At 60.3% G+C, this 25593-nt stretch carries 25 protein-coding genes and 4 pseudogenes; 5 read left to right on the forward strand and 24 right to left on the reverse strand.

What is annotated here, in order from left to right:
* Positions 1 to 45: 45 nt before the first annotated feature.
* The 4 genes and pseudogenes from ACK3EW_RS23410 to ACK3EW_RS23425 all read left to right on the forward strand — a co-directional run.
* Positions 46 to 576, forward strand: a pseudogene (locus tag ACK3EW_RS23410) (transglutaminase); the annotation flags it as partial.
* Entirely contained in the window at positions 566 to 1483 is a 918-nt protein-coding gene (locus ACK3EW_RS23415; protein ID WP_009807987.1) for a cation diffusion facilitator family transporter, read from the forward strand. The pseudogene ACK3EW_RS23410 and the gene ACK3EW_RS23415, both read left to right, overlap by 11 nt.
* Positions 1480 to 2037 carry a methyltransferase family protein gene (locus ACK3EW_RS23420; RefSeq protein WP_009807988.1) on the forward strand — a complete coding sequence of 186 codons (558 nt, stop codon included), beginning with the start codon at positions 1480 to 1482 and terminating at the stop codon, positions 2035 to 2037. Before ACK3EW_RS23415 ends, ACK3EW_RS23420 begins: the two co-directional genes overlap by 4 nt.
* Before the next feature lie 140 nt (positions 2038 to 2177).
* Positions 2178 to 2631 (forward strand): annotated as a pseudogene (locus ACK3EW_RS23425) (L,D-transpeptidase); the annotation flags it as partial.
* 25 nt (positions 2632 to 2656) lie between these two features.
* On the opposite strand, the pseudogene ACK3EW_RS23430 reads toward ACK3EW_RS23425, so the two are convergent.
* From ACK3EW_RS23430 to ACK3EW_RS23460, 7 genes and pseudogenes are all read right to left on the reverse strand, one after another.
* Positions 2657 to 3223 (reverse strand): annotated as a pseudogene (locus tag ACK3EW_RS23430) (transposase); the annotation flags it as partial.
* 172 nt (positions 3224 to 3395) lie between these two features.
* Complete coding sequence (gene istB / locus ACK3EW_RS23435; protein WP_493806661.1) at positions 3396 to 4160, reverse strand: IS21-like element helper ATPase IstB; 765 nt, start codon at positions 4158 to 4160, stop codon at positions 3396 to 3398.
* Positions 4157 to 5647 (reverse strand): IS21 family transposase, encoded by a 1491-nt coding sequence (gene istA / locus ACK3EW_RS23440; RefSeq protein WP_493806662.1) that lies wholly within the window; start codon positions 5645 to 5647, stop codon positions 4157 to 4159. Before istA ends, istB begins: the two co-directional genes overlap by 4 nt.
* 53 nt (positions 5648 to 5700) lie before the next feature.
* Positions 5701 to 6123 carry a hypothetical protein gene (locus ACK3EW_RS23445; RefSeq protein WP_493809910.1) on the reverse strand — a complete coding sequence of 141 codons (423 nt, stop codon included), beginning with the start codon at positions 6121 to 6123 and terminating at the stop codon, positions 5701 to 5703.
* A 54-nt stretch (positions 6124 to 6177) separates the two neighbouring features.
* On the reverse strand, positions 6178 to 6822 hold the full coding sequence (locus ACK3EW_RS23450; RefSeq protein ID WP_493809911.1) for a transposase family protein: 645 nt from the start codon (positions 6820 to 6822) through the stop codon (positions 6178 to 6180).
* Positions 6823 to 6899: 77 nt separating this feature from the next.
* Positions 6900 to 7223: pseudogene (gene petA / locus ACK3EW_RS23455) on the reverse strand (ubiquinol-cytochrome c reductase iron-sulfur subunit); the annotation flags it as partial.
* A gap of 181 nt (positions 7224 to 7404) precedes the next feature.
* Positions 7405 to 7980, reverse strand: coding sequence for a recombinase family protein (locus ACK3EW_RS23460; RefSeq protein ID WP_493809912.1), 576 nt, complete (start codon positions 7978 to 7980; stop codon positions 7405 to 7407).
* A gap of 108 nt (positions 7981 to 8088) precedes the next feature.
* Between ACK3EW_RS23460 and ACK3EW_RS23465 the strand changes: the two genes are divergently transcribed.
* Positions 8089 to 11103 carry a Tn3 family transposase gene (locus ACK3EW_RS23465; RefSeq protein ID WP_493809913.1) on the forward strand — a complete coding sequence of 1005 codons (3015 nt, stop codon included), beginning with the start codon at positions 8089 to 8091 and terminating at the stop codon, positions 11101 to 11103.
* A 244-nt stretch (positions 11104 to 11347) separates the two neighbouring features.
* Here ACK3EW_RS23465 and ACK3EW_RS23470 read toward each other — a convergent pair whose 3' ends face one another.
* The 17 genes from ACK3EW_RS23470 to ACK3EW_RS23550 all read right to left on the reverse strand — a co-directional run bounded on the left by ACK3EW_RS23470 (position 11348) and on the right by ACK3EW_RS23550 (position 25534).
* Positions 11348 to 11653 carry a helix-turn-helix transcriptional regulator gene (locus tag ACK3EW_RS23470; RefSeq protein ID WP_037240913.1) on the reverse strand — a complete coding sequence of 102 codons (306 nt, stop codon included), beginning with the start codon at positions 11651 to 11653 and terminating at the stop codon, positions 11348 to 11350.
* A 45-nt stretch (positions 11654 to 11698) separates the two neighbouring features.
* Entirely contained in the window at positions 11699 to 11866 is a 168-nt protein-coding gene (locus ACK3EW_RS23475) for a hypothetical protein (RefSeq protein WP_156108168.1), read from the reverse strand.
* A 436-nt stretch (positions 11867 to 12302) separates the two neighbouring features.
* Entirely contained in the window at positions 12303 to 12884 is a 582-nt protein-coding gene (locus ACK3EW_RS23480) for a rhomboid family intramembrane serine protease (RefSeq protein ID WP_493809915.1), read from the reverse strand.
* Between the two features lie 147 nt (positions 12885 to 13031).
* Entirely contained in the window at positions 13032 to 13568 is a 537-nt protein-coding gene (locus tag ACK3EW_RS23485; RefSeq protein ID WP_493809914.1) for a hypothetical protein, read from the reverse strand.
* 156 nt (positions 13569 to 13724) lie between these two features.
* Positions 13725 to 14453, reverse strand: coding sequence for a DUF736 family protein (locus tag ACK3EW_RS23490; RefSeq protein WP_493809885.1), 729 nt, complete (start codon positions 14451 to 14453; stop codon positions 13725 to 13727).
* A 124-nt stretch (positions 14454 to 14577) separates the two neighbouring features.
* Positions 14578 to 14880 carry a hypothetical protein gene (locus ACK3EW_RS23495; protein WP_493809886.1) on the reverse strand — a complete coding sequence of 101 codons (303 nt, stop codon included), beginning with the start codon at positions 14878 to 14880 and terminating at the stop codon, positions 14578 to 14580.
* 100 nt (positions 14881 to 14980) lie between these two features.
* A complete protein-coding gene (locus ACK3EW_RS23500; RefSeq protein ID WP_493809887.1) occupies positions 14981 to 15442 on the reverse strand; it encodes a DUF6915 family protein in 462 nt (153 codons plus the stop codon).
* A 1-nt stretch (position 15443) separates the two neighbouring features.
* Positions 15444 to 15830, reverse strand: a complete 387-nt coding sequence (locus ACK3EW_RS23505; RefSeq protein WP_493809888.1) for a DUF6878 family protein — start codon at positions 15828 to 15830, stop codon at positions 15444 to 15446.
* A 121-nt stretch (positions 15831 to 15951) separates the two neighbouring features.
* Complete coding sequence (locus ACK3EW_RS23510) at positions 15952 to 20214, reverse strand: strawberry notch-like NTP hydrolase domain-containing protein (RefSeq protein WP_493809889.1); 4263 nt, start codon at positions 20212 to 20214, stop codon at positions 15952 to 15954.
* Positions 20215 to 20317: 103 nt separating this feature from the next.
* Positions 20318 to 20470: an antitoxin PaaA2 family protein gene (locus tag ACK3EW_RS23515; RefSeq protein ID WP_009820264.1), complete on the reverse strand. Its 153-nt coding sequence runs from the start codon at positions 20468 to 20470 to the stop codon at positions 20318 to 20320.
* The gene (locus tag ACK3EW_RS23520) at positions 20460 to 20624 is read right to left on the reverse strand and encodes a hypothetical protein (protein WP_201259266.1); all 165 of its coding nucleotides are present in this window, start codon (positions 20622 to 20624) and stop codon (positions 20460 to 20462) included. Before ACK3EW_RS23520 ends, ACK3EW_RS23515 begins: the two co-directional genes overlap by 11 nt.
* A gap of 94 nt (positions 20625 to 20718) precedes the next feature.
* A complete protein-coding gene (locus ACK3EW_RS23525; RefSeq protein WP_493809890.1) occupies positions 20719 to 21237 on the reverse strand; it encodes a type II toxin-antitoxin system YhaV family toxin in 519 nt (172 codons plus the stop codon).
* The gene (locus tag ACK3EW_RS23530; protein ID WP_493809891.1) at positions 21234 to 21560 is read right to left on the reverse strand and encodes a type II toxin-antitoxin system PrlF family antitoxin; all 327 of its coding nucleotides are present in this window, start codon (positions 21558 to 21560) and stop codon (positions 21234 to 21236) included. Before ACK3EW_RS23530 ends, ACK3EW_RS23525 begins: the two co-directional genes overlap by 4 nt.
* 124 nt (positions 21561 to 21684) lie before the next feature.
* Complete coding sequence (locus ACK3EW_RS23535) at positions 21685 to 22338, reverse strand: DUF6927 domain-containing protein (RefSeq protein ID WP_067923936.1); 654 nt, start codon at positions 22336 to 22338, stop codon at positions 21685 to 21687.
* Positions 22338 to 22931 carry a hypothetical protein gene (locus ACK3EW_RS23540; protein ID WP_025042408.1) on the reverse strand — a complete coding sequence of 198 codons (594 nt, stop codon included), beginning with the start codon at positions 22929 to 22931 and terminating at the stop codon, positions 22338 to 22340. The genes ACK3EW_RS23535 and ACK3EW_RS23540 overlap by 1 nt, the downstream gene beginning before the upstream one ends.
* Positions 22932 to 23003: 72 nt before the next feature.
* The gene (locus tag ACK3EW_RS23545; RefSeq protein ID WP_493809892.1) at positions 23004 to 24986 is read right to left on the reverse strand and encodes a ParB/RepB/Spo0J family partition protein; all 1983 of its coding nucleotides are present in this window, start codon (positions 24984 to 24986) and stop codon (positions 23004 to 23006) included.
* Between the two features lie 158 nt (positions 24987 to 25144).
* Positions 25145 to 25534, reverse strand: a complete 390-nt coding sequence (locus ACK3EW_RS23550; RefSeq protein ID WP_493809893.1) for a DUF3768 domain-containing protein — start codon at positions 25532 to 25534, stop codon at positions 25145 to 25147.
* Positions 25535 to 25593: the final 59 nt, after the last annotated feature.

The raw sequence follows: 25593 nt of genomic DNA on the forward strand, positions 1-25593 counted from the left end.
GTGAATCATGTTCTTGAAACAGCGTCGAGCCCCGACTTTTTCAGCAGCCTGTTAATGGCGCTGCTGCGTGGTGTTGGCGTTCGTTGCCGGTTGCATGGGTTTACGATCCACAAAGGCTTGCAGCGCGGTGTTGTCCCAGAGTTGGTGTATCCGCTTGCTCCAGAGGAAATTCTCCACTCGTGGGTAGAGATCGAATTTCAAGGGGCCTGGATCAACCTTGAAGGCTTCATCCTGGATGACGCTTTCTTCGAAGTCCTGCAAAGATCGTTCTCGGACACGGACAGTCTCTGCGGTTATGGCGCGGGCACGGATTGCCTTGGCGCGCCTCCCGTCGCCTGGAACGGAGAAGATACCTACATTCAGAAAACCGGCATCGTGCAAGATTTCGGCGTGTACGATACGCCCGACGCCTTCTATTTGTCCCATGAGCAATCCTTTGGAAGGCTGCGTGGTGCCCTTTACCGTCATATAATACGCCACTGGATGAATGCGCGCGTACGTGGTTTCCGCAGCGGCCGCCTGAAGACTGACCGACGCGCGACACACGCGCATGAGGAGCCTGCCAATGCCGCATGATCACGGGCACGCGAATATCGATCCGAATTCTGGGGATCGACGGGTTGCGATCGCGATCTGGGCGAATGGGCTACTTACTGTTGCGCAAATCGTCGGGGGCATATTGTCGGGCAGTCTAGCACTTATCGCCGATGCGCTGCACAACTTTTCCGATATGGCCTCGCTTGTCATTGCCTTCGCCGCGCGCAAGATCGCGCGCCGCCCGGCCGATGAGCGCATGACTTTCGGCTATGGCCGGGTCGAAATCGTCGCTGCCCTGATCAACTACACCACCCTGATCGTGATCGGCTTCTACCTGATCTACGAAGGTGGCATGCGCATGATTGATCCACCCGAAGTCATGGGGTGGACCGTCGTCATTCTCGGTGGAATTGCGCTTGTGGTCGACACGCTGACCGCAATGCTGACCTATTCGATGCAGAAGGGGAGCGTGAACATCCGCGCGCTGTTTCTCCACAACCTTTCGGACGCGTTGGCTTCAGTGGCCGTCATAGTCGGCGGGACGCTCATTATACTTTATGATATGCGTTGGGTGGATCCGGCCATCACCATCGGCATCGCGCTCTACATCCTGTATCTGTCCTTCACCGAAATAGGGGCCCCAATTCGAACCCTGATGCTTGGGAGCCCACCAGATATTGATGGAAATGACGTGGTCAGAGCGATCCAGATTGTCGATGGCGTTGTGGACGTGCATCATGTCCACCTGTGGCAAATGCAGGAGAACGCTGCGGCATTGGACTGCCATATTGTTGTCGAACGCGACCGGATGGGTGAGGCCGACAAAATTAAAGAAAACGTCAAATCGGTGCTGCATGAACGTTTCTCAATCGAGCATTCCACGCTTGAATTCGAAGCGACCGACAATGCGCATCAGGAGGCGCAGGTGTTCGGACACCGCTCATGACGATTGCCCAAGGCATACTAGTGGTCGTAGGCCTGCTGTCCGGTCTGGTTTTGATTGGTGCGCTCCTTTGGTCGATCGTCCGCCCGTCCAAGCGCATCTGGCCTCCAAACAGAGAGCATTCAGTCATACCAATCATTGCATGGGGCCTCACATTGGCCGTGTTTGGGGCGGTGATCGGTTTGGGCATCGTGGATTGGAAATCCGCTTCTATGCCCAACGCGCTCCGTTGGGCAGTCGGGCCGTTCTTGATCGCAATCGGAAATCTGATCGCCTGGTGGGGGGCATTCATCATTGGACTGAAAGCCACCAGTGGGGTGAGAGACGAGCTGATCACTTCGGGTCTCTACCGTTTCTCTCGGAATCCGCAGTATCTTGCCGACATGGCCATCCTAATAGGTTTGGGTCTTCTCTTCGCCTCACCTTGGGTTTGGCCTGTCGTCATCGTTGGAGTTGCCGCGCTGGCCCTTGCCCCGCTCGCAGAAGAGCCATGGCTGTGCGAACAATACGGCACCAAGTATCGCAACTATTGCGCTGAAACACGTAGATATCTCTAGTCTCGCCGCCTCACGAGAACGTCATCAATTTTCGGTTGAAGCTCTAGCAGCTAGAGGTCGTATCCGTTCATCAACAAAAGGGCGAGGCAAAGTATATTACTGATTCAAAGAAAACACGGTGCCAGTTCGTCTCGACAACTATGATCGGACTTCTGGGAACACCTTCCCTTCTCCGTGCTCAGGAGCAGGAGCCCTCGGCGGTACGCAGAAATATTTCTGTCCTTCAGTGCGGATCCCTGGCAAGACCACTTCGATAACCTTCAGCACGGTGCAATTATGTGCGACATTGACTCGCGTGCAGTCCAGTACTGGTCGGAAGACGAAAGTGTTTACAAACTCTACCCTTCAAGTGTCCCCGCCTCGGAAGAGCTGACCCGCCGAGGATATACAGAGGTTATAAGGAAGGTGGAGAGGCCCAGTTGGCGGCCCACTCCATCAATGAAAGAGCGCAACCCCGAATGGCCTGACTATTGGCCGCCGGGTCCTGACAACCCGCTTGGAACCCACGTGCTTTATTTGTCGTGGCTGTATTACCGGGTGCACGGGACCGGGGACACACGCAAGATCGGGCGCCAGTCATCAAACGGTTGTGTCGCGTAGCCTTTAATTGGGCTCTGCCTCAATCTGTGTGGCGGAACGGTAGCATTCTCGCCCGCAACAATTCTGGACCGGCTCGGCCGTACATGGCGCGCTTGAGGGTTTTCAGGCGGTTGATCTGACCTTCCGCCTGGCCGTTGTTACAGGGCATCTCGATCGCCTTTTTGACCACATTGAAGTCCCGGTTCAAGGTGCGGGCGAAGCGCACAATGGGCGTCAGGCCGGTTTCGATGGCGTCGTCGATCCATGCAGGGAGCGGACCCGCTTGGCGGCCACGCATGATACCGTTGAAACGCATGGCGAGGCTGCGCATCGTTGTGAAGGCGGGAGAACCGGCTTTGAGCGTGTCGACTTTCCGCGCCTGATCCGAGGTGAGCTTTCCGCTGGGTTTGATGCACAGCGCGGCCGCAATGACCGGAGAGATCGCATGCCCCGTTTCCGGGCCCCGGACCGGCTCCAGGATCTGGTGCTCCACGGCGGGGCCCTTCGTTTGCTTTTCGGCTCTGCGCCCGCCCGCCCCCAGCCGCTTTTAATGCGACTGACTCCCCTCGTAACCACGCTCTTGGATCATACGGTACAGGGCGCTGCCTGTCAACGGCAGAGTAAAAGTGAGCCAAAGGGCAGCGCAAAATGTTGCCACTTTGGGTTTGGGATAATCAGCGTGAAGACGAGCGCCAGCATCCGGGCAGCCGCGCTTGTTATATAGCGGGCGGTTGTCCGGATGCTTTGGACCGTCAGGGCCAATCTGTGCTGATTGAGGTTTAGGTTTTGGGCGCTGCTTGACGCGCCTTGCTCTGGCCAAGGCGGTAGCTTTCGCCATTCATCTCCAGGATGTTGACGTGGTGGGTCAGGCGATCGAGCAGTGCGCCTGTCAGGCGTTCTGACCCAAATGTTTCTGTCCATTCGTCGAATGGCAGGTTGCTTGTGATCAGCGTGGAGCCGCGCTCGTAGCGTTGGGAGATCAATTCAAACAGCAGCTCAGCCCCGGTTTTGCTCAGTGGCACAAAGCCCAGCTCGTCGATGATCAGCAGCTTGTAACCAACCATCTGTTTTTGAAGCCGCAGGAGCCTGCGTTCGTCTCTGGCCTCCATCAGTTCATGAACAAGCGCTGCGGCGGTGACAAAACCGACAGACAGGCCTTTCTGGCATGCCGACAACCCGAGGCCGAGGGCAATGTGGGTTTTGCCGGTGCCGGAAGGCCCAAGCGCGATGACATTCTCGCGCCGTTCGATCCATTCGCAACGCGCCAACTCCAGCACCTGCATCTTGTTCAGGGCGGGGATCGCCTTGAAGTCGAAGCTATCCAGGCTTTTGACGGCTGGGAACTTTGCGGCTTTGATCCTGCGCTCGATCATCCTGCGTTCCCGGTCAATCATCTCCAGTTCGATCAGACGTGCAAGAAATTGTACATGGTCCAGTCCCTCGGCTGCGGCCTGCTTGGCCAGTTTGCTGTATTCCCGCAGAACGGTCGGCAGCCGCAGCGATTTGAGGCGGTAGTTCAGCAGGATTTGGGGAGCGTCGCTCATGCTGCCTGCCCCCGCTTCATCAGGGACATATAACTGGCCGCCGACGTCGTGCCGACATTGGCCTTTGGCAGATACGGATAGACATCCAGATCCAGCTTGGGCGGCCGCTTCTCGACCTGGCACAGCACGAGGTGTTTCACGGCGTCAAACCCAATGGCACCCATGCGAAGTGCGTTTTTGACGGCAACCTGCAGGTCTGCCATCTCGAATGTCTCCAAGAGCCGCAAGACCTGCACATACTCACGCCGCCCCGCCTTGATCATGCGGGCTTCCATCAAGCGGCGCAGGGTCACAAATTCCTCTGGCAGCTCCCATTCCACCAATGGGGCCGCCTGATCCAGCGCGCCGGTCTTTTGCTCCAGCAGCGGCAGATAGTGAACGGGATCAAAGACCATATCCTCCCGGTCCCAGCACCGGCTGTGGCGGGCAATCACCTCTCCACCACAGCCAATGACCACCTGATCGACATAGCCACGAAGCCAGACATCGCGGTGCCCGTAGGCGACAGGAACCGAATAATCGTTGGTTTTGTAGCGCACCAGGGATTGTGAGTTCACCTGACCATTGGCCTGGTCACAGGCATCAAACGGTGACGCCGGCAAATCCATCATCGCATCAAGATCGCGGACCAGTCGTTGCCCGATGCTGTCGCTGTGACCGCGCAAGACATCGCTCTGGCGCTTGCGGCATTGTTCTTCCAGCCAGGTATTGAACGCCTCCCATGTCGCAAAATGTGGGATAGGCACCATGAAGTTGCGCCGGGCATATCCGACCAGACCCTCAACAGCGCCTTTATCGTTGCCCTTACCCGGTCGGCCATAACGATCTTGGATGAAGTAATGCGACAGGAACCCACTGAACAGCTTGGTCCGCTTGCGCGAGCCGTCCGGCAGAATCTTCGCGACCAGGCATCGATCGTTGTCATAAAGAACCGACTGCGGAACCCGGCCGAAGAATGCAAAAGCATGAACATGGCCATCAACCCAAGCCTCGGAGACCGCCGCAGGATAAGCACGCACAAAGCAGGCATCGCTGTAGGGCAGATCCAGTGCAAAGAAATATGCCTTCTGCTCGACCCCGCCAATCACGACCATCGCCTCGCCAAAATCCGCTTGGGCATGGCCGGGGGCATGTGCCAGAGGGACAAACATCTCTCGGCTGCGCCGCCCTTGTTCCCGGACATAGTTCTTGACCGTCGTATAGCCGCCTTGAAACTGGTGCTCGTCGCAAAGCCGTTCAAAAATGCGCTTGGCGGTGTGGCGCTGTTTACGGGGACGGTTCAGATCGTCTTGCATCCATTCGTCGATGAAGCCGGTGAACCCGTCCAGCTTGGGCCGCTTGATCTGCGCCGTTCGCTGATAACCCGGCGGGACCGAAAACATCATCATCTTCTTCACGCTCGCACGCGAGATCCCGAAATGGCCGGCGGCCTCCCGTTCGCTCATACCGCCCCGACGCGCGAGGCGGACCTTCAAATATAAATCCACGACTAAAATCTCCCGCCCTCCCTGCAAACAGAAAGGGCCAAAGTGGCAACATTTTACGCTGCCCGCAGCGAGATTATCACGCCACTTCCGTGGCCAACTTTTGCACTGCCGTTCTCAGCGCTGCCTGTTCGAATGCCGTCCTTCCAGCTTTGGCTCAGGAATTCTTCAAAGTACCACGGCGAAGTCGGTTTCAAAGCGGCCTGTTTGCGGTCCGGTGGCGTCTCGAACTGCAGCCATTTCGCGATGCTGCGGCGCGGGAACCCTGTTCGTCGCCCGATCTCGCTACAGTTAAGCCCCTGATTTCGGAGCGCATGGATGGTGGTGAAAATCTCTTCCCGAGATGTCCTGTGCGCAAGGCGTGACTTCAGAAGGCTGCCGGCTGCGGTGATATTGTCGGCGTCGGCCAGCAGCGCTCTGCCGGTCTCAGGGCCGTGGAGGTTCATTTGCTCCTCAATGGCCTGCCGCAGGTTTTGCACGATATGGAACCGATCAGCGACCTGCTTCGCCTGCGGTGCCCCTTGCCGTGCAGTCTAGGCGTAGAGACCACACCGATCTCTGCTAATCACTTTCACCTCGGGGTGTCGCTTGAGCCAGTTGGTGCAGGTGACGACATCTCGATCCTCAAGAATGTCGATCACCACGCGACGCTCCAGATCCACAATGATCGTGCCGTAGGTTTGCGACTTCCGCCAGCTCCAGTCGTCAATCCCGATGACCGTCGGCGGCTTGGCGGTGCCCTGAGCACGCTTTTTCAACTGCCTGAGCACCGTGTAATCGCTGACGCCAAGGCCCAAACGGTGCAAGAGCCGTTCGGCAGGCCGTCCGCCGGTTGCATGCCCAAGATGACTGACAATCTCCCCGACACGCGAAGTGCTACGTGCAAACGGATGCGCAATCGAGGTGAGTTGGTCTGCGAAAGTCCGGCGTGGGCAAGCGGGTGCCAAACATCGCCAACGGCAAATCGCGAGATCAACCGTTACCTCCTCTCCATGGGCGGGATAATCCTGCAACCGCCGACGCCGCCAGCCGTGACGTCGGCGTGAATGCAATCCACAGTCTGGGCAGATGCCGCTTGGTGTCAGACTGCCCGATACGATCCACCCGCCGAAATCACTTCGCTCAACGCATTGAACCGAAACTTCGGCCCCGGGCGACCAATGCTTCTTCGAGCTCACAACCATCCCTCCTGAATTTTCCTGTTTCAGGATAGTTGCGCCACACAAAGTGAGGCAGAGCCCAATTAAGGGCTACGCGACGCCAGCGCATCGGCGGGCAGATTGGGGTTGCGCGCCTTGCCGTCAGGCTGGTCAGAGACCGCCTCTGCCCGAGCCTGAGCCATTTCTGCCTCTGTGCGATGACGGATAAAGACAGGTTTTCCGCGCCAGTTGACGGTCAATTGCGTTCCAGGCGCGAGATCGGAAATGTCGACAGTGATCTGTGCCAAGGCGCGGACATCGGCGGAAGGGTTCATCTGGTTCACCAGTGGCCAGAGCGCGGCCCCTGCGGCCACGACCCCCGCCCCGGCCGTTGCGTAATACAGGAAATCCCTGCGCGCGGTATCCTCTGACGCTTCCATCACGGGACATGTGTCCATGTCTCCCGCGCGGGAAGGTCAACACGCGAGATGTAACGTTTTGTCAGTGCACCTCTGGGTCTATCGGCATAAAGGTACGTGAGGTCCCATAGGAATGTTCGTGTTTTCGGTCCCTTTGAATTTGGGGGGCGACGGATCAGTCTGGCGTGGTTCGTGAGGTTTCCTACTTGATCGCGTCATAAAGTGCGGTTTTGCCAACTTTGATGCGGGCCGCGGCCTCTCGAACCGTCAGGCCTTTTTCGATCAGCATTTTCGCCCGCGCCAGTTTTTCAGGAGTGACGACAGCCTTGCGTCCGCCTTTTCTTCCGCGCGCGGCAGCGGCACTCAGGCCAGCGCGCGTTCTCTCTCGGATGAGGTCGCGTTCGAACTGGGCAAGGGCACCGAACAAATGAAAGACGAGTGTGCCCCCGCTCGTTGTCGTGTCGATGCCTTCAGTCAGAGATCTGAATCCGACGCCGCGCTGGTCAAGATCGCGAACCGTATCAATCAGGTGGCTCATGCTGCGCCCGAGACGGTCGAGCTTCCAGACAATCAGAGTGTCGCCGGAACGTAGGTGATCGAGCGCTTCATTTAGTCCAGGCCGATCCGTTTTGGCTCCAGATACACAGTCTTCAAATATTTCGGCGCAACCGGCAGCCTTCAGAGCGTCAACCTGTGGGGCCAGCGATTGATCGGCCGTTGAGATGCGCGCGTATCCGATCGGCGCAACTAATTCTGCAGTCTTTGTCCGTTTTTCCATCCGTCAATCATCTTGTCCGACATTCCGTTGTCAAGCCATATTGCCGGACAACAAAACACGGGGCCGTCAAACGACCGTTTCCCGGACACCACTATGACGGAGAGCCTCATGCCCCGAATGCAAATCCTGTCATCCTCCGAGCAAAAGGCGTTTGACAAGCCGCCGGTATTCGACTTCCGCGAGCGCAAACGATGTTTCGATTTGCCAAAACCCTTGTTGGACATCGCAACCAAGTTGCGTTCACCCGCCAGCCAGATCGGCTTTCTGGTGATGTGCGCTTACTTCAAAGCGGCGAAGACGTTCTACGATCCTCGCGATTTTCACGCCCCGGATATTGAGGCGGCAGCAAAGCTTCCCGGGCTCACAGGATCGGAGTTCTCGCCAGCAGCCTACCCCAAACAGACCCGCGCGCGCCATCGTAATCTCATTCTGGATTTCTATGGCTTCATGCCATTCGGGCGGAAAGCCAGGAAAGACCTGATCGCCGAGATTGCGACGATGGCGCGAACATATCTGAAGCCGCACCTGATCTTTGATCGATGCGTGGATTATTTGATCCAGCGGCGCATCCAGGTTCCCAGATCGGGTGTTTTGCTTGAGTTGATCCGATCCGGATTGCAGATCCGCAAAGTAGAACTCATCGCGCTGATGAATGCACATCTCACCGATGACGCGCGCGCCTTGCTGGACGAACTCTTCACGACCCCAGACGATCAGAACCGGTATCGCCTGACCCTGTTGAAGAAGCTGTCGCAGTCGGCAAGACCGACGAAGATTAAGGAAGCCATCACTGACTTTGAGACGCTCGCCGATTTGCATGGCCAGCTTTCCGACCCTCTATCGGCGCTCGATTTGGGGGCTGCCGGCATTCGATATTTCGCGGGCAGCGTTCAGCGCTCACGGTTGTTTCAGCTCAAGCAACGCGCAGACAATGACCGGCGTATCCATGCCGCTGCTTTTGTTGCCCATCAGCTTTACCGCACGCACGACAACCTGATCGATCTCTGGCTCAGCGTCACGGCGACCTTTCACGCAAAGGCGACGCGCGATCACAATGATTGGCTGCTGGAGAACCGGTCAGCACAACAAAAGCAGATCAAGTCTGTCATCAATGACCTGGACACATCTGTGTTTGGCCTGTTGCGCGACATTCGCGGCGTGACCAAGGCGGATGGAATATCGGACACCCAGAAAGTCAGCACAATCCGAGCCTTGCTGGATAAAGGTCGGTTCAGCGCATTCGAGCAGCTGAAGGATGATCTTTCCGCAACCGCGCGGGATGAAAGCTGGTTCGATGTGCTTGAGGCAGGGTCCTTGCGACTACAAAATCGCCTTAGTCCCATCCTTCGCGCGATCATGTTCGACCGGAACAACCGGGCCGCCAGTCTCATCACCGCCATCGACCGGTTCAAACACAACGATGGCGTGGTCGGGCTAGGGGCGCCAACGGAATTCCTCAACACAGACGAGCGGGCAGTACTGATCCGCAGTGACGGAACATTCCGAACCTCGCTCTACAAGGTCTTTCTGTTCCAGCATGTTGCCGCCGCCATCAAATCCGGCGATCTCAACCTCTCGCAGTCCTATAAATACCGCCCCATGGACGCCTATCTGATTGATCCGGACAGGTGGAGGCGAGAGAAGCCGGAGCTGTTGGAACGGGCCGGATTGGCCGAGTTTGCCGACCCGGAACCCGTTCTGGCAACCCTCCGGAAGGCGCTGACACAACAATATCAGCGTACGAACGCCAATGCTGCTGCCAATCCACACTTGAAGCTACGTGCCGATGGCACCTTCCACATCGCTACCCCGGCAGCCGGGGCTGATGGCATCAGCCCAACCAATGAACTGTTCCCTCAACGGCACGATGTACCACTGGCACAAGTACTTGAGACGATCAATAATCACTGCGGGATGCTCGGCGCTTTCGAACACTGGCAGCAGACCCACATCCGTCAGGCTGTACCCCGCCCCGCACTCCTGGCCGGGATCATGGGCCTTGGATGTGGAATCGGCGTTCGCAAAATGGCAAGGATCTCGTCTCGCGTGACCGAGGGCGAACTGGAACATGTCGTCAATTGGCGGTTTTCTCTCGACAATATCCGCGCCGCGAACGACGCTGTGGTCAAAGCCATGGATGAGATGGACCTGCCCAATATCTATCGAAACGAGGCGGACAAGCTGCATACCGCCAGTGATGGACAAAAGTTCGAGGTGCGCGGCGAAAGCCTCGCTGCCAGCCGGTCGTTTAAGTATTTTGGCCAGGGGCAAGGCGTCAGCGCCTACACATTCGCCGATGAACGCCACATCCTCTGGCATTCCCTTATGATCAGCGCTGCCGACCGGGAAAGCGCGTTCGTGATCGACGGCCTCATGTGCAATGACGTCGTCAAGAGCAACATTCATTCCACCGACAGCCACGGCTATAATGAAGCCATCTTTGGGATGACGCATCTGCTGGGCTTTTCCTTCGCCCCACGGATCAAAGGTATTGGAAAACAGACCCTCTACATCTTCAAGCCGGACCGGCCAAGGGATCATGATTGGATCATCGCCCCGGACAAAACCATCAATGAGACCCTGATCCGCGAGAACTGGGATGCGCTTCTGCGCCTCGTCGCCACCATCAAACTCAAGGAAAACACCGCGTCCGACATCTTCCGGCGACTCAATTCCTATTCCCGCCAACATGCGCTCTATCAGACTCTGAAGGCCTTCGGACAGATCATCAAATCGCTGTTCATCCTGCGCTATGTCGATGACCTTCCCCTGCGTCAGGCCATCGAACGCCAGTTGAACAAGGTCGAACTCGCCAACCGCTTCACCCGCGCCGTCGCCGTCGGCAATCCCCGCGAGTTCACCCAAGCCGAAAAGGAAGAACAGGAGATCGCCGAAGCCTGCAACCGGCTGATCAAGAACTCCATCATCTGCTGGAATTATCTCTACCTCGCTCACCAACTCCAAACGGCACCGGACGAGGAAGCCAGGAAGGAACTCAAACGCGTCATCGCCGCACACGCCCCAATGGCCTGGGCACACATCAACATGCTCGGCGAATACGACTTCTCTGATGACAAACTCCGTGACGCGCTCGGAATCCTTCCCCTGAAATCAGCCGCATGACAGATCGCCAAAATCAGGGGGACATAAAACAGGAAAAATCACAATAAATTAGCCGCCTATACCGATCCCTGTGGGACCAGACGTTCCTTTATGCCGACGAACCCAGGCTTGTAGAGATCGGGTGCGGCCTTCAACTCAGCAAACTTCTCGGAACTGGTCTGTAATAGTTTGAACAACTTTTTGCGTGTGCTGCACCGATAGAGGGCACATTGATCGAGGGCATAGGACTTGTCGCGGCGCTTCGTCATGATGACGCTCGCTTCCGCTCGATCATCCTCAGAAAATCAAGTATCTTGTCAGCGACAACCCCACGCGCTTTCTCGATAGCGCCCGGCGTCGTGCCTTCTGTCAGCTTCTCGTCAAAAAACCAGATCGAACTGACTGGCAGATCAAACTCTTCGGCGTATCGTGCAACGATTTCCTGACTTGGCACTTTCCGGCATCGTTCGATATCAGAAAGGTGCGATTGGGAAATATCGAGGCGTTCCGCCAACTCGTTCTGTTTCAGGTCATGGAAGACCCGGATCAATCTCAGTGCTTCACCTAGCATTCTCGGTCCTCCTTTCGCCAAATGCGAACATTAAGGGTCGCGCGGTTAGTCGCCGGACAACCGGGACAGCCATTCGATGAGGTCAAAGAGTTTCCCCATCCCCCAGGCTACCCAGAATGCGCCCTTTAACAGGCGAGACTTCCACGTCGGCTTACGCTTCCGTTTTGTCTCGCGTGTCCCACGCTGGCTGATCTCGTCGGTGTCGTAAGCCATGTTATGGCCTCCTCTGCTGGCCCTGCCGCAGGATTGCGGAAGGGTGTCGCCACCAGCGCGAGGAACGGAGAGACCGTCCTTATCCCTTATGCTGGCCCCCCGGGGTCGCCCGGGGGGCCGCCGCCCCGCCGCCGCCACAGGGGCCGCTTGGGGGGTAGGCGTCAGAGGGAACTAGCCCCTCCACGGATCGGTGAACCGACCCTAAGTACAGCGATTTTATTCCGAACCGAACCGAAGCCCGGCATACCGACAAGACATAGATAGGATCTTCCTTGCGCGATACAAGATCGCTGTAGGCGATTTTTTTTGCAACTTCCCTAAGGGACACCGTTACGAACGAAGACGCCGTCATCGAGGCCCTGAAAGTCCAAGAAGGTCGCTTCCGGACCTTCGCTGTATCCGTCACCGATGTCCGGTTTTGGCCGAGTGCATTGCTTCAGTCCAGATCGACGCCGCCGAGGCGCGGCACATGGACATGCGTTCGTACAAGAAATGCAGCGGCCGCGCCGGCCAAAGCGCCGAAGAGATGCGCCTCCCACGAGACGCCGGGTTGGCCTGGAAAAACGCCCCAGAGAAGGGAGCCATAGAGGACACCGACCACCAGTGCCGCGCCCAGCGTGATCGGGGAGCGATCCACGAGGCCGCGCGCGACGAGGAAGCCAAACCAGCCGAAGACGAGCCCTGACGCGCCGATATGGATGGCCGAGCTTCCGAACAGCCAGACAAGACCGCCGCCGAGGCCGATCACCACGGCGTTCACGGCCAGCAAGGCCCGCGTGGTCGTAGCCACCAGCAGCCCACCCATCACCAGGAGCGGCGGCGTATTGGCCATAAGATGCGCGAAGCTTCCATGCAGGAGGGGCATGGCGATGACACCATCCAATCCGCTGACATGCCGGGGGATCAGGCCGAAGGCCGGGTTCAAACCGTAACCGAAGATCCAATTGACGACCTGGACCGCCCAGAGCAGCGCGACAAAGGCGACAAGCGCCGCGGTGCGCCGAAAGAAGGCGCGCATGTGATCCCGGTTCATCATGTTGGCGACAGTAGACGTCACCACAGCGCCTTCAATGGTTTTCGCGCGCTGCACTGGATGCCGCCGCCTGCAACGGAGTTCGGGGCGGCCAACTTGGTTACAGCCCAAGCCAAGAAAATGGCCTCGATCTTACACGGTGTTCCCCGGGCGAAAGGGCTGCGGTTCACGCTCGGGGCGCTTCAGGGCTTCGGCGTATTTGCGGGCATTGCCGTCAATCGTGCCGTGCCAGAGCTGCGAGACGAAGGCCCGGGCGTCTTGGACTGTCATGTCTTTCAGCGAAGGGGACAGCGCCATGAAAAGCTCATCTTTGCTGATCGCAGCGGCACTGTGCCTAGCGTCCGCGTAAAATGAAGGGTCGTTCAGGACCTGTTCGCTTAGCGGCATCAGCGCAAGGTTCTCCTCCGGGATCGCCATGAAGATCGTGTCCTGCAGGTCGGTCAGATACGCACGCCGCGATGTGGACACCGGCTTTCCCACCGCCTTGGCCTCCAGATATGCCTGCCTTGTCCTGTCGAGCTTTGACCTTGCATGGGACATGATGACGGCGCGTTGTCGGGCGGGTAGCGCGAATCCGGTGCAGCGCTCGATATGGGCGAGGAGATCTTCAACCTCTGCCTCAACATCAAAGCTCTCGAACCATGGAACCGTCCCTGATCTAGCCGCCACGCGCCCGCCCTCGATATTGCGTTAATATATTATTGTATCGCATTTGCACCTGATCGCAAGCGGGTGGCGTCCTTCACGCCAACGGACATGGGAAAAGGGGAACCGTGGTCCCACGGCTCCCCTTTCGGTTCAGGTCGTCTCCCCCTCGCGCGCCGATTAGGCGACCAAGGAGAGCCCCGCGCCCGCGTCCTGCGGCTGCTCACCGCTGTCGATGAACGGGATGATCGAGAAGGTCTGCCCGCCGCGCTGTTCTTCGTTCTGCACGGCGTTGACGCGCAGGTCGCCATCGGGCGTGTTGATCAGCAGTGACAGGTAGTCATTGCCCGTGCGGCTGCTTTTGGCCATCCACGCCGAGCCGACGCGGATCGGTGTGCCCCGGGGCGAGCTGACCTCGATCCGGTAATCCGGGTGGGTCTCCTCGGATTTGTAGCTGTTCTCGATCAGCATGAACTCCAGATCGAACATCATGTTGGCGATGTAGCCGGTGAAGGCGTTGTCGGCGTCCATGGCGGTGAGCTCGCCCGAGATCGAGCCGGATTTCATCAGGCCGTTCGAGACCAGCGGGATGATCTCAAACTCCCCGCTTTGGGTCGCGCGCGCTTCTTTAGTCTGCACCGCGTTGACCCGGAACGGACCCAAGCCGACATCGATCTGCATCGAGATGTAGGGGTTGCCGCTGGTATTGCCGGTCTCGTTCCAGGCCGTGCCGATGCGCACCTTGCGGCCTGATTTGTTGACTGCCGTCACGTCAAAATCCGGGCTGCGTTCAGACATCTTGGCCCGCGCCTCCAACTGGATGGCGATGTCAAAGCGCGTCGAGTGGATCATGCCGGTGTACTGAGCGGCTGCGGTCTCGGCATTGCGGGTGAGAGTTCCTGCGAACATGGGATGGTTCCTTTTGGATTGGCCGGTGTCTGACGTCCTTGCCAGCGCATCCGGGATTGCTTTCTCGACCCCTTGAGGGATCACAAATCAGAAAGCCTGCTTTCCTTTCAGCCCCGCCCACGGGTCAGATCTGCCGTCCGAGTGGGAATGCACCCACGCCTCCGGGTGCTACGCCCCTCCCCTGCCCGTCTGGTCTTGATTGGCTGCCCGGATTTTCCGCGCCGTCCTCGGATCGCGCTATGAAGAACTCCACCTCTTTTCCGTTCAACCGGTGCCCGCTCCGGTCGGTCAGACCGATGCAGCTACCATTCGGCACATAGGTGATCAGGTACTGACCGAGCCCGTCCTTGTGGACAATGTAGCCGGTATTGGCCCAATGCACGGTCTGCCCGGCATCGACGGCCGCCTTGATGTCTTCGAGTGTCATGCGAACCTCCTTACGAAGAATGGTGGAGAAACGACGCAAGAAGCCCGGTCGTCCAACCGGGCTTCCATGCAGCATTCGTTTGGCAAACGACCGAGATCTGTCAGGCACCTTGCGTGGCTTGCGTCGCGCGCGCCGCCATCCAATCCTTCAGGCCAAGAAGCGTTCTTCCGGCGGCGACCTCGGAGGCCCAGGCAACCCTTGGGTCGCCGCAGGGCTCGGAGCCGGAATACCGGTCGATGTGGCCATTGGCCATCCATGGCTCGGGCTGGATCCGTCGCAGCCAGTCCGCCATGCTCGGGATCCGGCCCTGACAGTCTTCGCGGACATGCTGCTCGCCGATCCAGCGCACGGGAATGTCCCGACCTGCACTGTTGGTCAGGGTCAAGCCGAAGACACGTTCGGCCTCGAACAGGCCTTGGGCATGATGGCGCATAGCTCGGTGCGTGAAGAGCGCGAGGTGCTCTTTCGAGGCATCGAACCAATCGTGCACAGCCTGATAGTCAGACGGCACCCCACCGAATTTCCGGGCAGAGCTTTCGGCATGATGAAGCGGATGGGCCATCTCAAAGACCCTCTACATAGCTGTGCGAGCATTCGACATAGCGGTCCGCGTGATCGAGCGTGATGCTGTCGTTGCGCAAGTCCCAGGTCAGCGTGCCGTAGCCGCCCTCGTTGTTTTCGAACCCCGGGTGATGGTGATAGGCGAGCGACCAGGCGAAGTCGCCCACCTTGGTGGCAAGCGGCTCAGGCAGTTGGACCTCTGCAGGCTGCACCGTCACATCCTCGACATTGCCGGAGTCGCCATAGCCTTCGTATTCGGCAGTGACCCCGCTGATGCCAAGCGCACGTAGTTGCGCGAGCAGCTCCGTGCGGGATGCCTTCAAGGTGGTTTCACGCTCCGCGCGCCACTGAGCCGCCAGTGCGGCATAGTCGATCTGGGGATTGGTCATGGGTCTGTCCTCTTGTCTGTAATTGGGGGGCCGGGCGTGGCATTGGTCAGCGCGCGGCCGGAAAGCGCAGACCGGTGAAACCCAGATCCGCGACGCCCGACCGGAAGCCCGCTTTGACTTTTCAGGCGGCTTGTTCTGCCGCTTTGGTGGTTCCCTGCCCGACGATCCGAGCCAGAATGCGGCCCGTGTCGATCCCGTCTCCATGCGGCAGGAACACCCGCAGCTGGAAGGCGATGATCTCAGTGAAGCAGCCGGCGGCCTTGAGGCCGTCGATCATGCCCTTGTCCGCGCCGCCCAGCTCGAGACGCATCTCGCCTGCGACGCGGCGGCGGGTCAGGGTGAGACCCCGGCCCAGATCGACAGGTGCGGTGGTGCCGAGGGCGGCGGTCAGCATCTCCTGCGGTGTTTGCGGGTTGGAGACGAGGAAGCGGGCGCGCAGCGCGGCCGCTCCTTCCTCGCTCAGCGTGCGCCCGATCATGGCGGTCGCCCCATCGGGCGTGACCCGGTAGATGCGCTCATTGGTGGTCGGAATGTCCTTCCAGATCGGCAGCAGCAGCCCGGTCAGCAGGTAGAGCTTGGTCGTGGTGGTTTTTGGCAAGGACGCAGCCTCTGCATCCCAAAGACGTGCGAACTCGGGCCTGTCGATCTCTTCCCAAGCCGAGGACTCAAACCGTGCCTCTTCGAGATAGCTCGACCCGTTTGGCCGCACCGCCTTGCGCATCAGCGTGACAATGTCCTCGTCATACATCTGCATGGGCCGCGCCGAGATGAGCGCCGCGCGACCGGAGGCGCGATTGACCATCGGCAGCTTGTCCGGATTGCGAGATATGGCCTCTTCGGCGCCCAGGACATGGACCGGGTCCGTCACCTTGAGCCCGATGATCCGCGTCACGGCGCCGGATTTCGGGCAGGTCCAGAGATCCTCTGTGGAGACCTGTTCGATCCTTTCGCCACGCAGGGTTTCGACGCCGAGATCGAGCGTGCCCGCCGCGCGCGCCCGTTCGGTCTGATCAGCGATCCGGCGCGTGAACTCGGCAAAGAGTGCGTTCTGCATGTGGATGGGCAGGGCCAGAACCCGGTTCAGAAACCGCTGGATCGGGGGAAGCTCCTCAAGGAGCACCCCGTCCTTGTCGATCAGCCGCAGGGCCGTCCAGTCGGTGAAGCTCTCGTAGCTCATCGCCTCAGCGCGCCCGGCGGCAAGATCGGCGAAATACCCACGCAGTGCCGCCCGCGCGATCGGGCTTTCGAGATTGTCCTCCTCGCGGAACATGCCCTGCGAGCCGGTCTCGCGCTGACCCTTGGTCAGGGCCCCCAGCTGGTCGAGGCGTTTGGCGATCGTCGAGGTGAAACGTTTCTCGCCATGCACATCCGAGGTGCAGACCCGGAAGAAGGGCGCGCTGACCTGAGCCGAGCGATGCGTGCGGCCCAGCCCCTGGATGGCCGCATCGGCGCGCCAGCCCGGCTCCAGCAGGTAGTGCCGCCGCCGTTTCTGGTTCTTCGCCGTTTGCGCCGCGTGATAGGACCGGCCCGTCCCGCCCGCATCGGAGAAGATCAGGATATCCTTCTCACCATCCATGAAGGCTTGGGTTTCGGATGAATTGCTGCTGGCGGCGCGCTTCTCGATGAAGAGGTGGCCATCGTCCGCCTTCAGAGGTCGGATCGACCTTCCGGTCACTTCGGCCACGGCCTCGTCGCCAAAGGCCCAGAGGATCTGATCGAGCGCCGAGGGGATCGGGGCGAGCGTCATCAACTCCATCATGGCCGCGTCACGCAGAGCGAGCGCCTCGCGCGAGACGACCAGCGCGCCAGTTTCATCGCGGAGCGGCTCGGCCACCATATTGCCGTCGATCTCGACCAGCTTTTGCGCATGGATTGGGAAGGCCTGTTCGAGGTAGCCAAGCACATAATCACGCGGCGTCAAGGCACCCTCGACGAGCTCATCCTCGGGGTCCATCGTTTCAAGCCGGCGTTTCAGCAGGCTCTCGCCTGTCGAAACCACCTGGATGACGCAGGCGTTGCCCGCCGCCAGATCATCCTCGATCGCGCGGATGATGGTCGGGGCCTTCATGCCCATCAGGAGATGGTTGAAGAAACGCTGCTTCGTGCTCTCGAAGCGGGACTTGGCCGAGGCGCGAGCGGCCGAGGCATTGGTCTCGCCAGAGGCGTCGTTGACGCCGGTCGCCGTCAGCGCGGCTTCGAGATTGTGGTGGATCGTCCGAAACGAAGCCGCGTATGCGTCGTAGATCTCGATCTGGGCCGGAGTGAGCGCGTGTTCGAGCACGTCATACTCCACCCCGTCGAAGCTGAGGGCGCGCGCCGTGTAGAGCCCGAGCGTCTTGAGATCACGGGCGACCACTTCCATCGCCGCGACACCGCCCGCCTCCATCGCCGAGACGAAGCTCTCGCGGCTTGGGAAGGGGTATTCGGGGCCCTGCCCCCAGAGCCCCAGCCGCGCGGCATAGGCTAGGTTGTGCACGCTCGTGGCGCCGGTAGCCGAGATGTAGAAGACGCGAGCGCGGGGTGCTGCCAGTTGCAGCCGCAGGCCAGCAAGGCCCTGCTGGGAGGGTTTGACCCCCCTGCCCTGCTCGGACCCGGCCGCGTTCTGCATGGCATGGGCCTCATCAAAGGCCAGTACGCCTTCAAAGTCTTCGCCCATCCAGTCGAGGATCTGGCTCAGTCGTGTGGTGCCGCATTTGCCCGCGGACCGCAGCGTGGCGTAGGTGACGAAGAGAACACCGTCACCCATAGGGACAGGCTGGTCCGGTTTCCATTTTGAGAGCGGCTGGATGTCGGCTGGCGAGCCGCCGAGATCGGTCCAGTCGCGGATGGCGTCCTCGATGAGCGTGGCGGATTTGGAGACCCAGATCGCCTTTCTGCGACCGGCCAGCCAGTTCACGAGAATGAGCCCCGCGCATTCGCGGCCCTTGCCGCAACCGGTGCCGTCGCCGAGGAAATAGCCAAGGCGATAGGCTCGTGCATCCGGGTCATCATCGGCGCGCGTCAGCTTGGTCTGGTCGTCATCGATCGCGAACCGACCCGGCAGGTCGCGCCCATGGGCGTCATGCGCCATGATGATGGTTTCCAGCTGCGCCTCGGAGAGATGTCCCTCCTCGATCAACCGGGCGGGCAGGCGCAAGTCATCACTGCCCGTGTTTGAGGGCATGGGCGGGGCAACCGAGGCCATGGCGATGCTTTCAACGAGCGGCGTGGGATGTTCCTGCGCACCCGCAATCGCGATCCGCTGCGGCCGGTAACGCGCATAGATGTCCGAGACCGGCGTGTTGTCGCGAGGGGTCTCAAAGCTTGTGAAGCTGAGCGGACGGACGGCATTGGCCCGGGGTTTGGAGGCGGCAACAGGCGCAGCGGCGGTCTTGCGCGGGGCAGAGGGTGCAACGGTCGGTCGCGCAGTAGTAACCGCTGCCGCCTGTTGTACGTGGCGCATCTTGGTCCGGGTCGCGGCCACGGAGTCGACAAAAGGAAGGGCCTCATCCAGATCGCACACAATAGCGCGGATCATCTCCCCATCCTCCTGCACCTTGTCGAAGACCATCAGCTGGGTTTCGACAGAGGTGCCGAGCTTGCGGTAGACCTGCCCCGGCATCGTCAGCGCCAATCGTAGCGTCAGGAGACCGCAGGCGCGGGACCAATGCGCGGCATCGCGTTCGGGCGTGAACCCCGGCGGCATGATCGCCACCAGGCGCCCACCTGGTGCCAGGCGCTTTGCAGCCGCGATGAGATGTTTGGCAGCGATGTGCTTGTCGCGGGATCGGTCGACCGAGGAGGCGAAGGGCGGATTCATCACCACGACGTCGGGTAGAACCGGCGTCTGCAGCAGATCGTCGATATGCTCGCCGTCATGGCCCGTCACATCGCCACCAAAGACCGCGCGCAGGAGGCTCTGGCGAAAAGGATCGATGTCATTGAGCACAAGCGTGGCACCGGCCCGGGCAGCGAAAGCTGCCAGGGCACCGGTGCCAGCCGAGGGCTCCAGCACGGTCTCGCCCTTGCGGATCGCCGCAGCCCGCAAGACCAGCGCCGCAAATGGCAACGGCGTGGAGAACTGCTGCAACCGGATTTGCTGCTCCGACCGGCGCGTTTCCGTCAGGAGACGTGACGCAAGGAGTTTTGCGGCAGAGTAATCATCCTCACTGTTGTCGCCACGTAGCAGCGCCTGCACAGCCGCCGCCTGCATCAGGTCATAGGCCTTCCGCCAGTCCCAGGCGCCCCCGGTATCACTGCCATGAAACGTCTCGCGCATGATGCGTGCGAGCGCTGAGCTGCGCAGGGGTTGGTGGTCGATCTCCGTGCCGATAAGCGCTAGCGCGGAGGCGAGATCGGCTTCGGAGATTGCGAGAGCCGGGTTTGCCGGTTTGGGCTTGGTCATGGGGATTTTCCTTTGGATCAGGGTCTGAGTTCCAAAGGACAAAAAGCCCGCTTTCGCTTTTCAGGGTGACGGGGGTCAGACCGCGCTGACTTCCAAGGCTTGGTCAGGACTTGGGTTCGACCTCCCGTTTCGCATCAATCAATGCCTGTGCGGCCTGCATCACCTGAACTTGGGATGTTCCCGTGCATTCCTCCTCCAGCGCGGCCTGCACCTTCGCGCGAAACCACGCGTCATACGAATTGACATCAGCCGCCACGGAAATGCTCCTCGAGCCCGATATCCAGCAGCTTGCCGAGGTCATCGGGCATGTCTGCAACGTGCACAGCAATTGGGAAACGGTGCCCCGTCAGGTCAGGCGCACATTGCTCCTCTAGCCCGAGGTGCTGCCTATCCTTTTCCGTCTCATTCATTGTGCTTTCTCCGACCGTATTATCAGCCGATGCTACATCTTCAAGCGTGGCGTCGTAAACGATAATGCCAAAGGGTCACAGCAAGCTGGCCCACTTACCGATCGGGCACCGCTTCAAGGGATTTCTCGAACCGCTTGCTTGCCGCTGCAGCTTCTTTCAAGAGCGCATCGAAATTGTCAGGTGGGTTGCCATCTTCCAGCATCCCTTTGAACGTCGCATAGGCATCCGTCTTGCTGCCATATGCGCGCAGGGTCTTGTCGTCGTTCACCCAGGCCACCACGATGACCTTCGCATCGCTGTTGAACCGGTAGAACAACCGATACTGTTGGAAGAATTTCGCCCGGAACCAATGCTTGCGACGATCGCCGAGTGTGCCGCCTTGCCGGAAGGCCGCGGCACCCGGATCTGCCGGTATGGCCTCGGTCACCAGCTTGAAGATGGCGGCCAGCCGTTTCGTCGGGTTTTTCTTGCGCCAGGTCTTAGGATCGCGTGCCTTACGCGCCTCGACCTCTTCAATCAGCCCTTCGAGCTGATCCAGAAAGAGCGGATGCGCATAAATCGACCATCCGTTTACGACAAGGGGCGCTTGGGCGGGCACGCTATCGCCGCTCATTCATCCTCGAGCGATAGCGGCGCATCGAGATCGACGTCAACGTCTCCGACCAGTGCTGCAAGACGGTCATGCAAAGCCCCATCGAACGCCCGAATGCGGTCCGGATGCGCCTTGATATCGGCCTCGACAAAATCGAGAAAGGCTCCGAGCACGGGATCTTCCTCGTCGCTGCGCACGGGCTCGATATAGACCCTGCCACTCGGCTCGGTGCAGTAACGAATCTGGTCGCCCTTGCCCAGCTTGAGCTGATTGCGCACACCCGCCGGCACGGTCGTCTGATACCGATCCGTGAGTTTCGAGACATCTTGTGCGAGGGCTGTCATGGCAGTCTCCTGAAGAAAAGGTTCTTTGCTGCCCGCGATAGGTAATGCATTTGCATTGCCTTGTCAAGACAAGCCGCAGCATCTGCTGTCGCCGGGCAGGTCGATGAACCGTCCGGCGCAGGACCTAATTTCGCCCCGCCAGGAACTCCGCCAGCACCGGGCTAGCCGCACCTTTCGCGGAGCTGAGCAGCTCCGAGCCCGCAAGCGAGGCCTTCGACAGGCGTACGAGCCCACCAGTTTCCTCAATGCGGTAGCAGCGGCGCTTTTGCCGCCCGCGCCTGTAGTGGGTCGCGGTGACAATCTGGCAGGTACTGCCATCGGTGAGCGTCACAGGTGCTGCGAGCTTGATCTTGTCGCCTTCCTCGTAGTCCGGGATCGCAGCCCAGTCCTGGCAGCGCTGGCGCCAGGCATGAGCATAGCTGTCTGGGTCTTTCAGCTCGGACAGCAGGGCCAATAGGCTCAGTGGCGCGCGGGATTCGACCGGTCCCGCGCTTTCCTCCATGTCCTTGTAGCCCCAGCAGCCGTCATCATATCGGGTAAGGAATACGGCGGCGAAAGTGATGGAGCCATCCGCATCGGTGACATAGGTCGTGTCTTCGACAGGGGTGCCGTCGATATTTGTGACCTTTGCCGCCGCGTACCAAGTCGAACCCACCTTGCAGGCTTTGACCAGTTCCGTCTTGCGCCTTTCGCCCTCGAAGGTGCACAGCCGAGCAATCTCCGCTTTCTCATCCGCGTAGGTCTGGACGCGGCCGTCGGTGTAGAAGAGCCAACCCATCACGCCGCCCTCCGGTCATCGATTTCCATCAGCGCATCGAGCGGCACGCGGTAGGGCTGCATGGCGTCGAAATCCTCGCAATTGCCGCAGTTCTGCACGATCGCGAAGGTGTCGCAGGCATCCTTGAGGATGACCCGGAAGGTGCCGCCGAGGCCCGAGGGCACCTCGTAGGTCCCGCCGATGAGATAGTCCGAGGCCCGGCGCACGAAGACGCGGATGCTGTGGCCATCGGTGGCCAGCCGGATGGCCCCCCGCCCCCGGTCGATGAGAACCTGCACGTCATCCAGGATGTCGGTGTAGAACTGGCCGGTCAGATCGCGAAACGCCATGCGGCGCTGCGCCATCCAGTCGGTGTCCCGAAACGGGTTCATGCCGTCGGCGAAGGCGAAAGAGGGATCGGCCTGTTCGGTGGTGACGATTCGGGTGGTCGTGCCATCGATGCCGTTTGAGCGCAGATGCACACCATTGCCGACGATCAGGATCAGGGCGGGCCTGTCCACGGGCCCGTTCCAGTTGGGCAGGAAGGTTTTGCAGGCGCGCGCATGGGCGATCTGTGCCGCAACAGCGGACGCAGAGAACTTGAGAATAGCCATGAGGATGTCTTTCTGTTCGGTTTGGAAGGGTCGACCCGCGCGGGGAATGCCTCGCGCGGGTCGCGTGATGGCTCAGGCCGCTTGCGCGACCTCGCTCTCAGGCTCGGGATTTTCCGCAGTGGGCTCCGCCTCATCACAGGCGACACCGGCGGTCTGCATCATGGGCGGGCACCAGGCGGCCACGGCAGCGCGCTGCGCGTCGGTGAGCGTGGCGAAAGGCTCGGCGAAGAGCTTGTCGCAGAAGGCGACGATCTCCTTCTTGCTCGACGAAGCCAGCGTCACCGCCTCCTGGGCGAGACCCAAATCTTCGCCGAGGATCTTCAGGAGCCAGGCCTTCTTGAAGCGGTTGAAGAGGGCCGCATTCGGTGTCCAGTGGGCGCGGATATCGGGCATGATCTCGATCTCGAACGCATGCATCAGGCTGTCGCGCCGAGGATCCCGTGCGAAGCAGGACTGCGTGGTGCTGGCGGTGGCATAGGCGACGAGCTTGGCCTTCTCGCCGGCCTTCAGCGCGCGAAACGCAGCAAACTGATCGGCGGGCGCGCGGGTGTCATCGAGCCAGGACAGATCAAGCACATCATGCGCCGCCGCCACCAGCTCGAGCGAGGTCTCGTCGATCTCGTCCATCTTGGCATGGCTGCGGTATTCCTTGCGGGCATCGATCTTGATCGCCTGCGTGACACTCATGCCGCTGACCAGAACGTCACTGACCAGCTTGAAGAGCGTCAGATCGAGCGTGGCCTCCGGATGCAGCGCCATCGCAGCGCCAAGGGCCATGGCACGCTCTGTCTGGAGATCCTCGGCCAGTGAGGCTGGATAGGTGATTTTGCCGGCGTCCGGGGCTTCTTCCCCGGTCGGGCCAGCCGAGGAGCCGCGCGCGCCCTCCTCTTTGACGGTGTCTTCCGGGCGGACGAGGCCAACATGGAGGGTCACCTGCCCGCCCGACCAGGACGCGATCACCCCAGACCGCGCGAGGTCCTCGGCGCTGTAGGCTTCCTGCAGATCGCGCGCTTCCTCTTCCAAAGCGTCCACACGTTCGTAGAGGGCATTGTAGGCGTCCTCCTCGAGCCCTTCATCCTCCATCTCGAGCTGCAGTTTCTCGAGTTCTGCGGTGATCTCATCGATGCGCTTCCGGGCAGCCTCATCCGGATCGATCGGGCCGGGATAGACGCGGCCATAGTCGGCCATGGTCGCGTAGTCATAGCGCACCATCGCATCGGCCCAGGCAAAACCCAGCCTCAAACGGGTCTCTTCGGCAGCGGCACCGAGCTTCTCGAGCAAGATGGTCTCGACCAGAGCCGCATCCTCAAGCACGGAATGCTCATCCAGCAGATCGGCTGCGACGGTGCCGCCGCGCGCCTCGTAGTCTTCGCGCACGAAAGCCCCGATATCGTCGCTGACCTGCACGCCGCGGGACTTGAGGGCCTGTCGGACCGTGTAGGCCTGCAGATAGCCGCCGTCTTTCGTGAGCGCCTCGAAAACCTCGCGCTGCGCCTCCTGGCTTGGGTGCTCGGCGAAGGCCTTCATTGTGTCGAGCGTGATCACCTTGCCCCGAGCCGCGGCGCGGATATCGGGGTGGATAAGGCCATAGCGCAACCGGCCTTTCACGGCCGCCACCGTGGCGCCGAAGGTCTTTGCGATCGTCTCGGGCGTCTGGCCGTCGACCTCCATCATCCGGGCGAAGGCTTCGAACTCGTCGATGGCATTCATCGGTGCCTGGGTGATGTTCTCGGCGAGCGACAGTGCCGTGGTGACGTCGCAGTCCTCGGGCACGAGGCGGCAGTCCACGTTGGTCTTCGCTGTGAACCCCTTGGTGGCCTTGTCTGCGACCAGCTCCTTCAGCGCGGCATGGCGTCGGCCACCAGCCAGCACGGCGTATTTGCCGTCGAGCTTCTGGACCATGAGCGGCTGCAGGAGACCCAGAACGGCGATGCTTGCCTTCAGATGGGCGATGTTCTCAGGATCATAGGTTTCCGAGGAGTTGCTGCGCACATTGGCGGGGTGGGCGACAAGATCGCCGATGGCAACGGTGAGAGGGGCAAAGCTTGTGGTCATGGGATATCCTTCCAGGTGGGTGAGGTGTGGCCCGCGCCTTCACGCGCGTGACCAATCCCCGGCTTCAGGGATCACCACGACAAAAGGCCCACTTTCCCTTTGAGGGGTCAGTGGGCCTTCATCGTCTCGGATGTCAGGGGGAGGAGTCCCCTGCCCTTCTACCAGTCGCGCGCCAGCATGATGGTCAGCACGCGCACGGTGGTGGCGGGATTGTCCGGGGTCTCAGCCCCGTAGCGGAAGTCCGAACCCGCCTCATAGAGATCAATTTTCCAGAACACAGTTTCGCCCCGGATCTCGACCGCCCCGAAATCGTGCCAACCTTCCGGATCATTCTCGGGCTCGAATGTGGCAAACTCACCTGTCGCCTTCACCGCCTCGGCCATGAAGCCGTCACCGGCCTCCATGAGCGAGCGGGTGACATGCATCCGGCCCTGGATGGGCTGCGCGGGCGGCACCCCAAGGCACGCGAGCTTGCGAAACGCGTCGTTCTGCACCGCGATCACGGTCGGATCCGGACGGTCTGGCTGGGGTTGAACGGTCATGGACATGGGGATCTCCTTTGAGAGGTTTGAAACACCCTTCTCAAAGCCCGCTTTTTCTTTTCCGC

The organism is Marivita sp. NO-S04, from assembly GCF_059070475.1.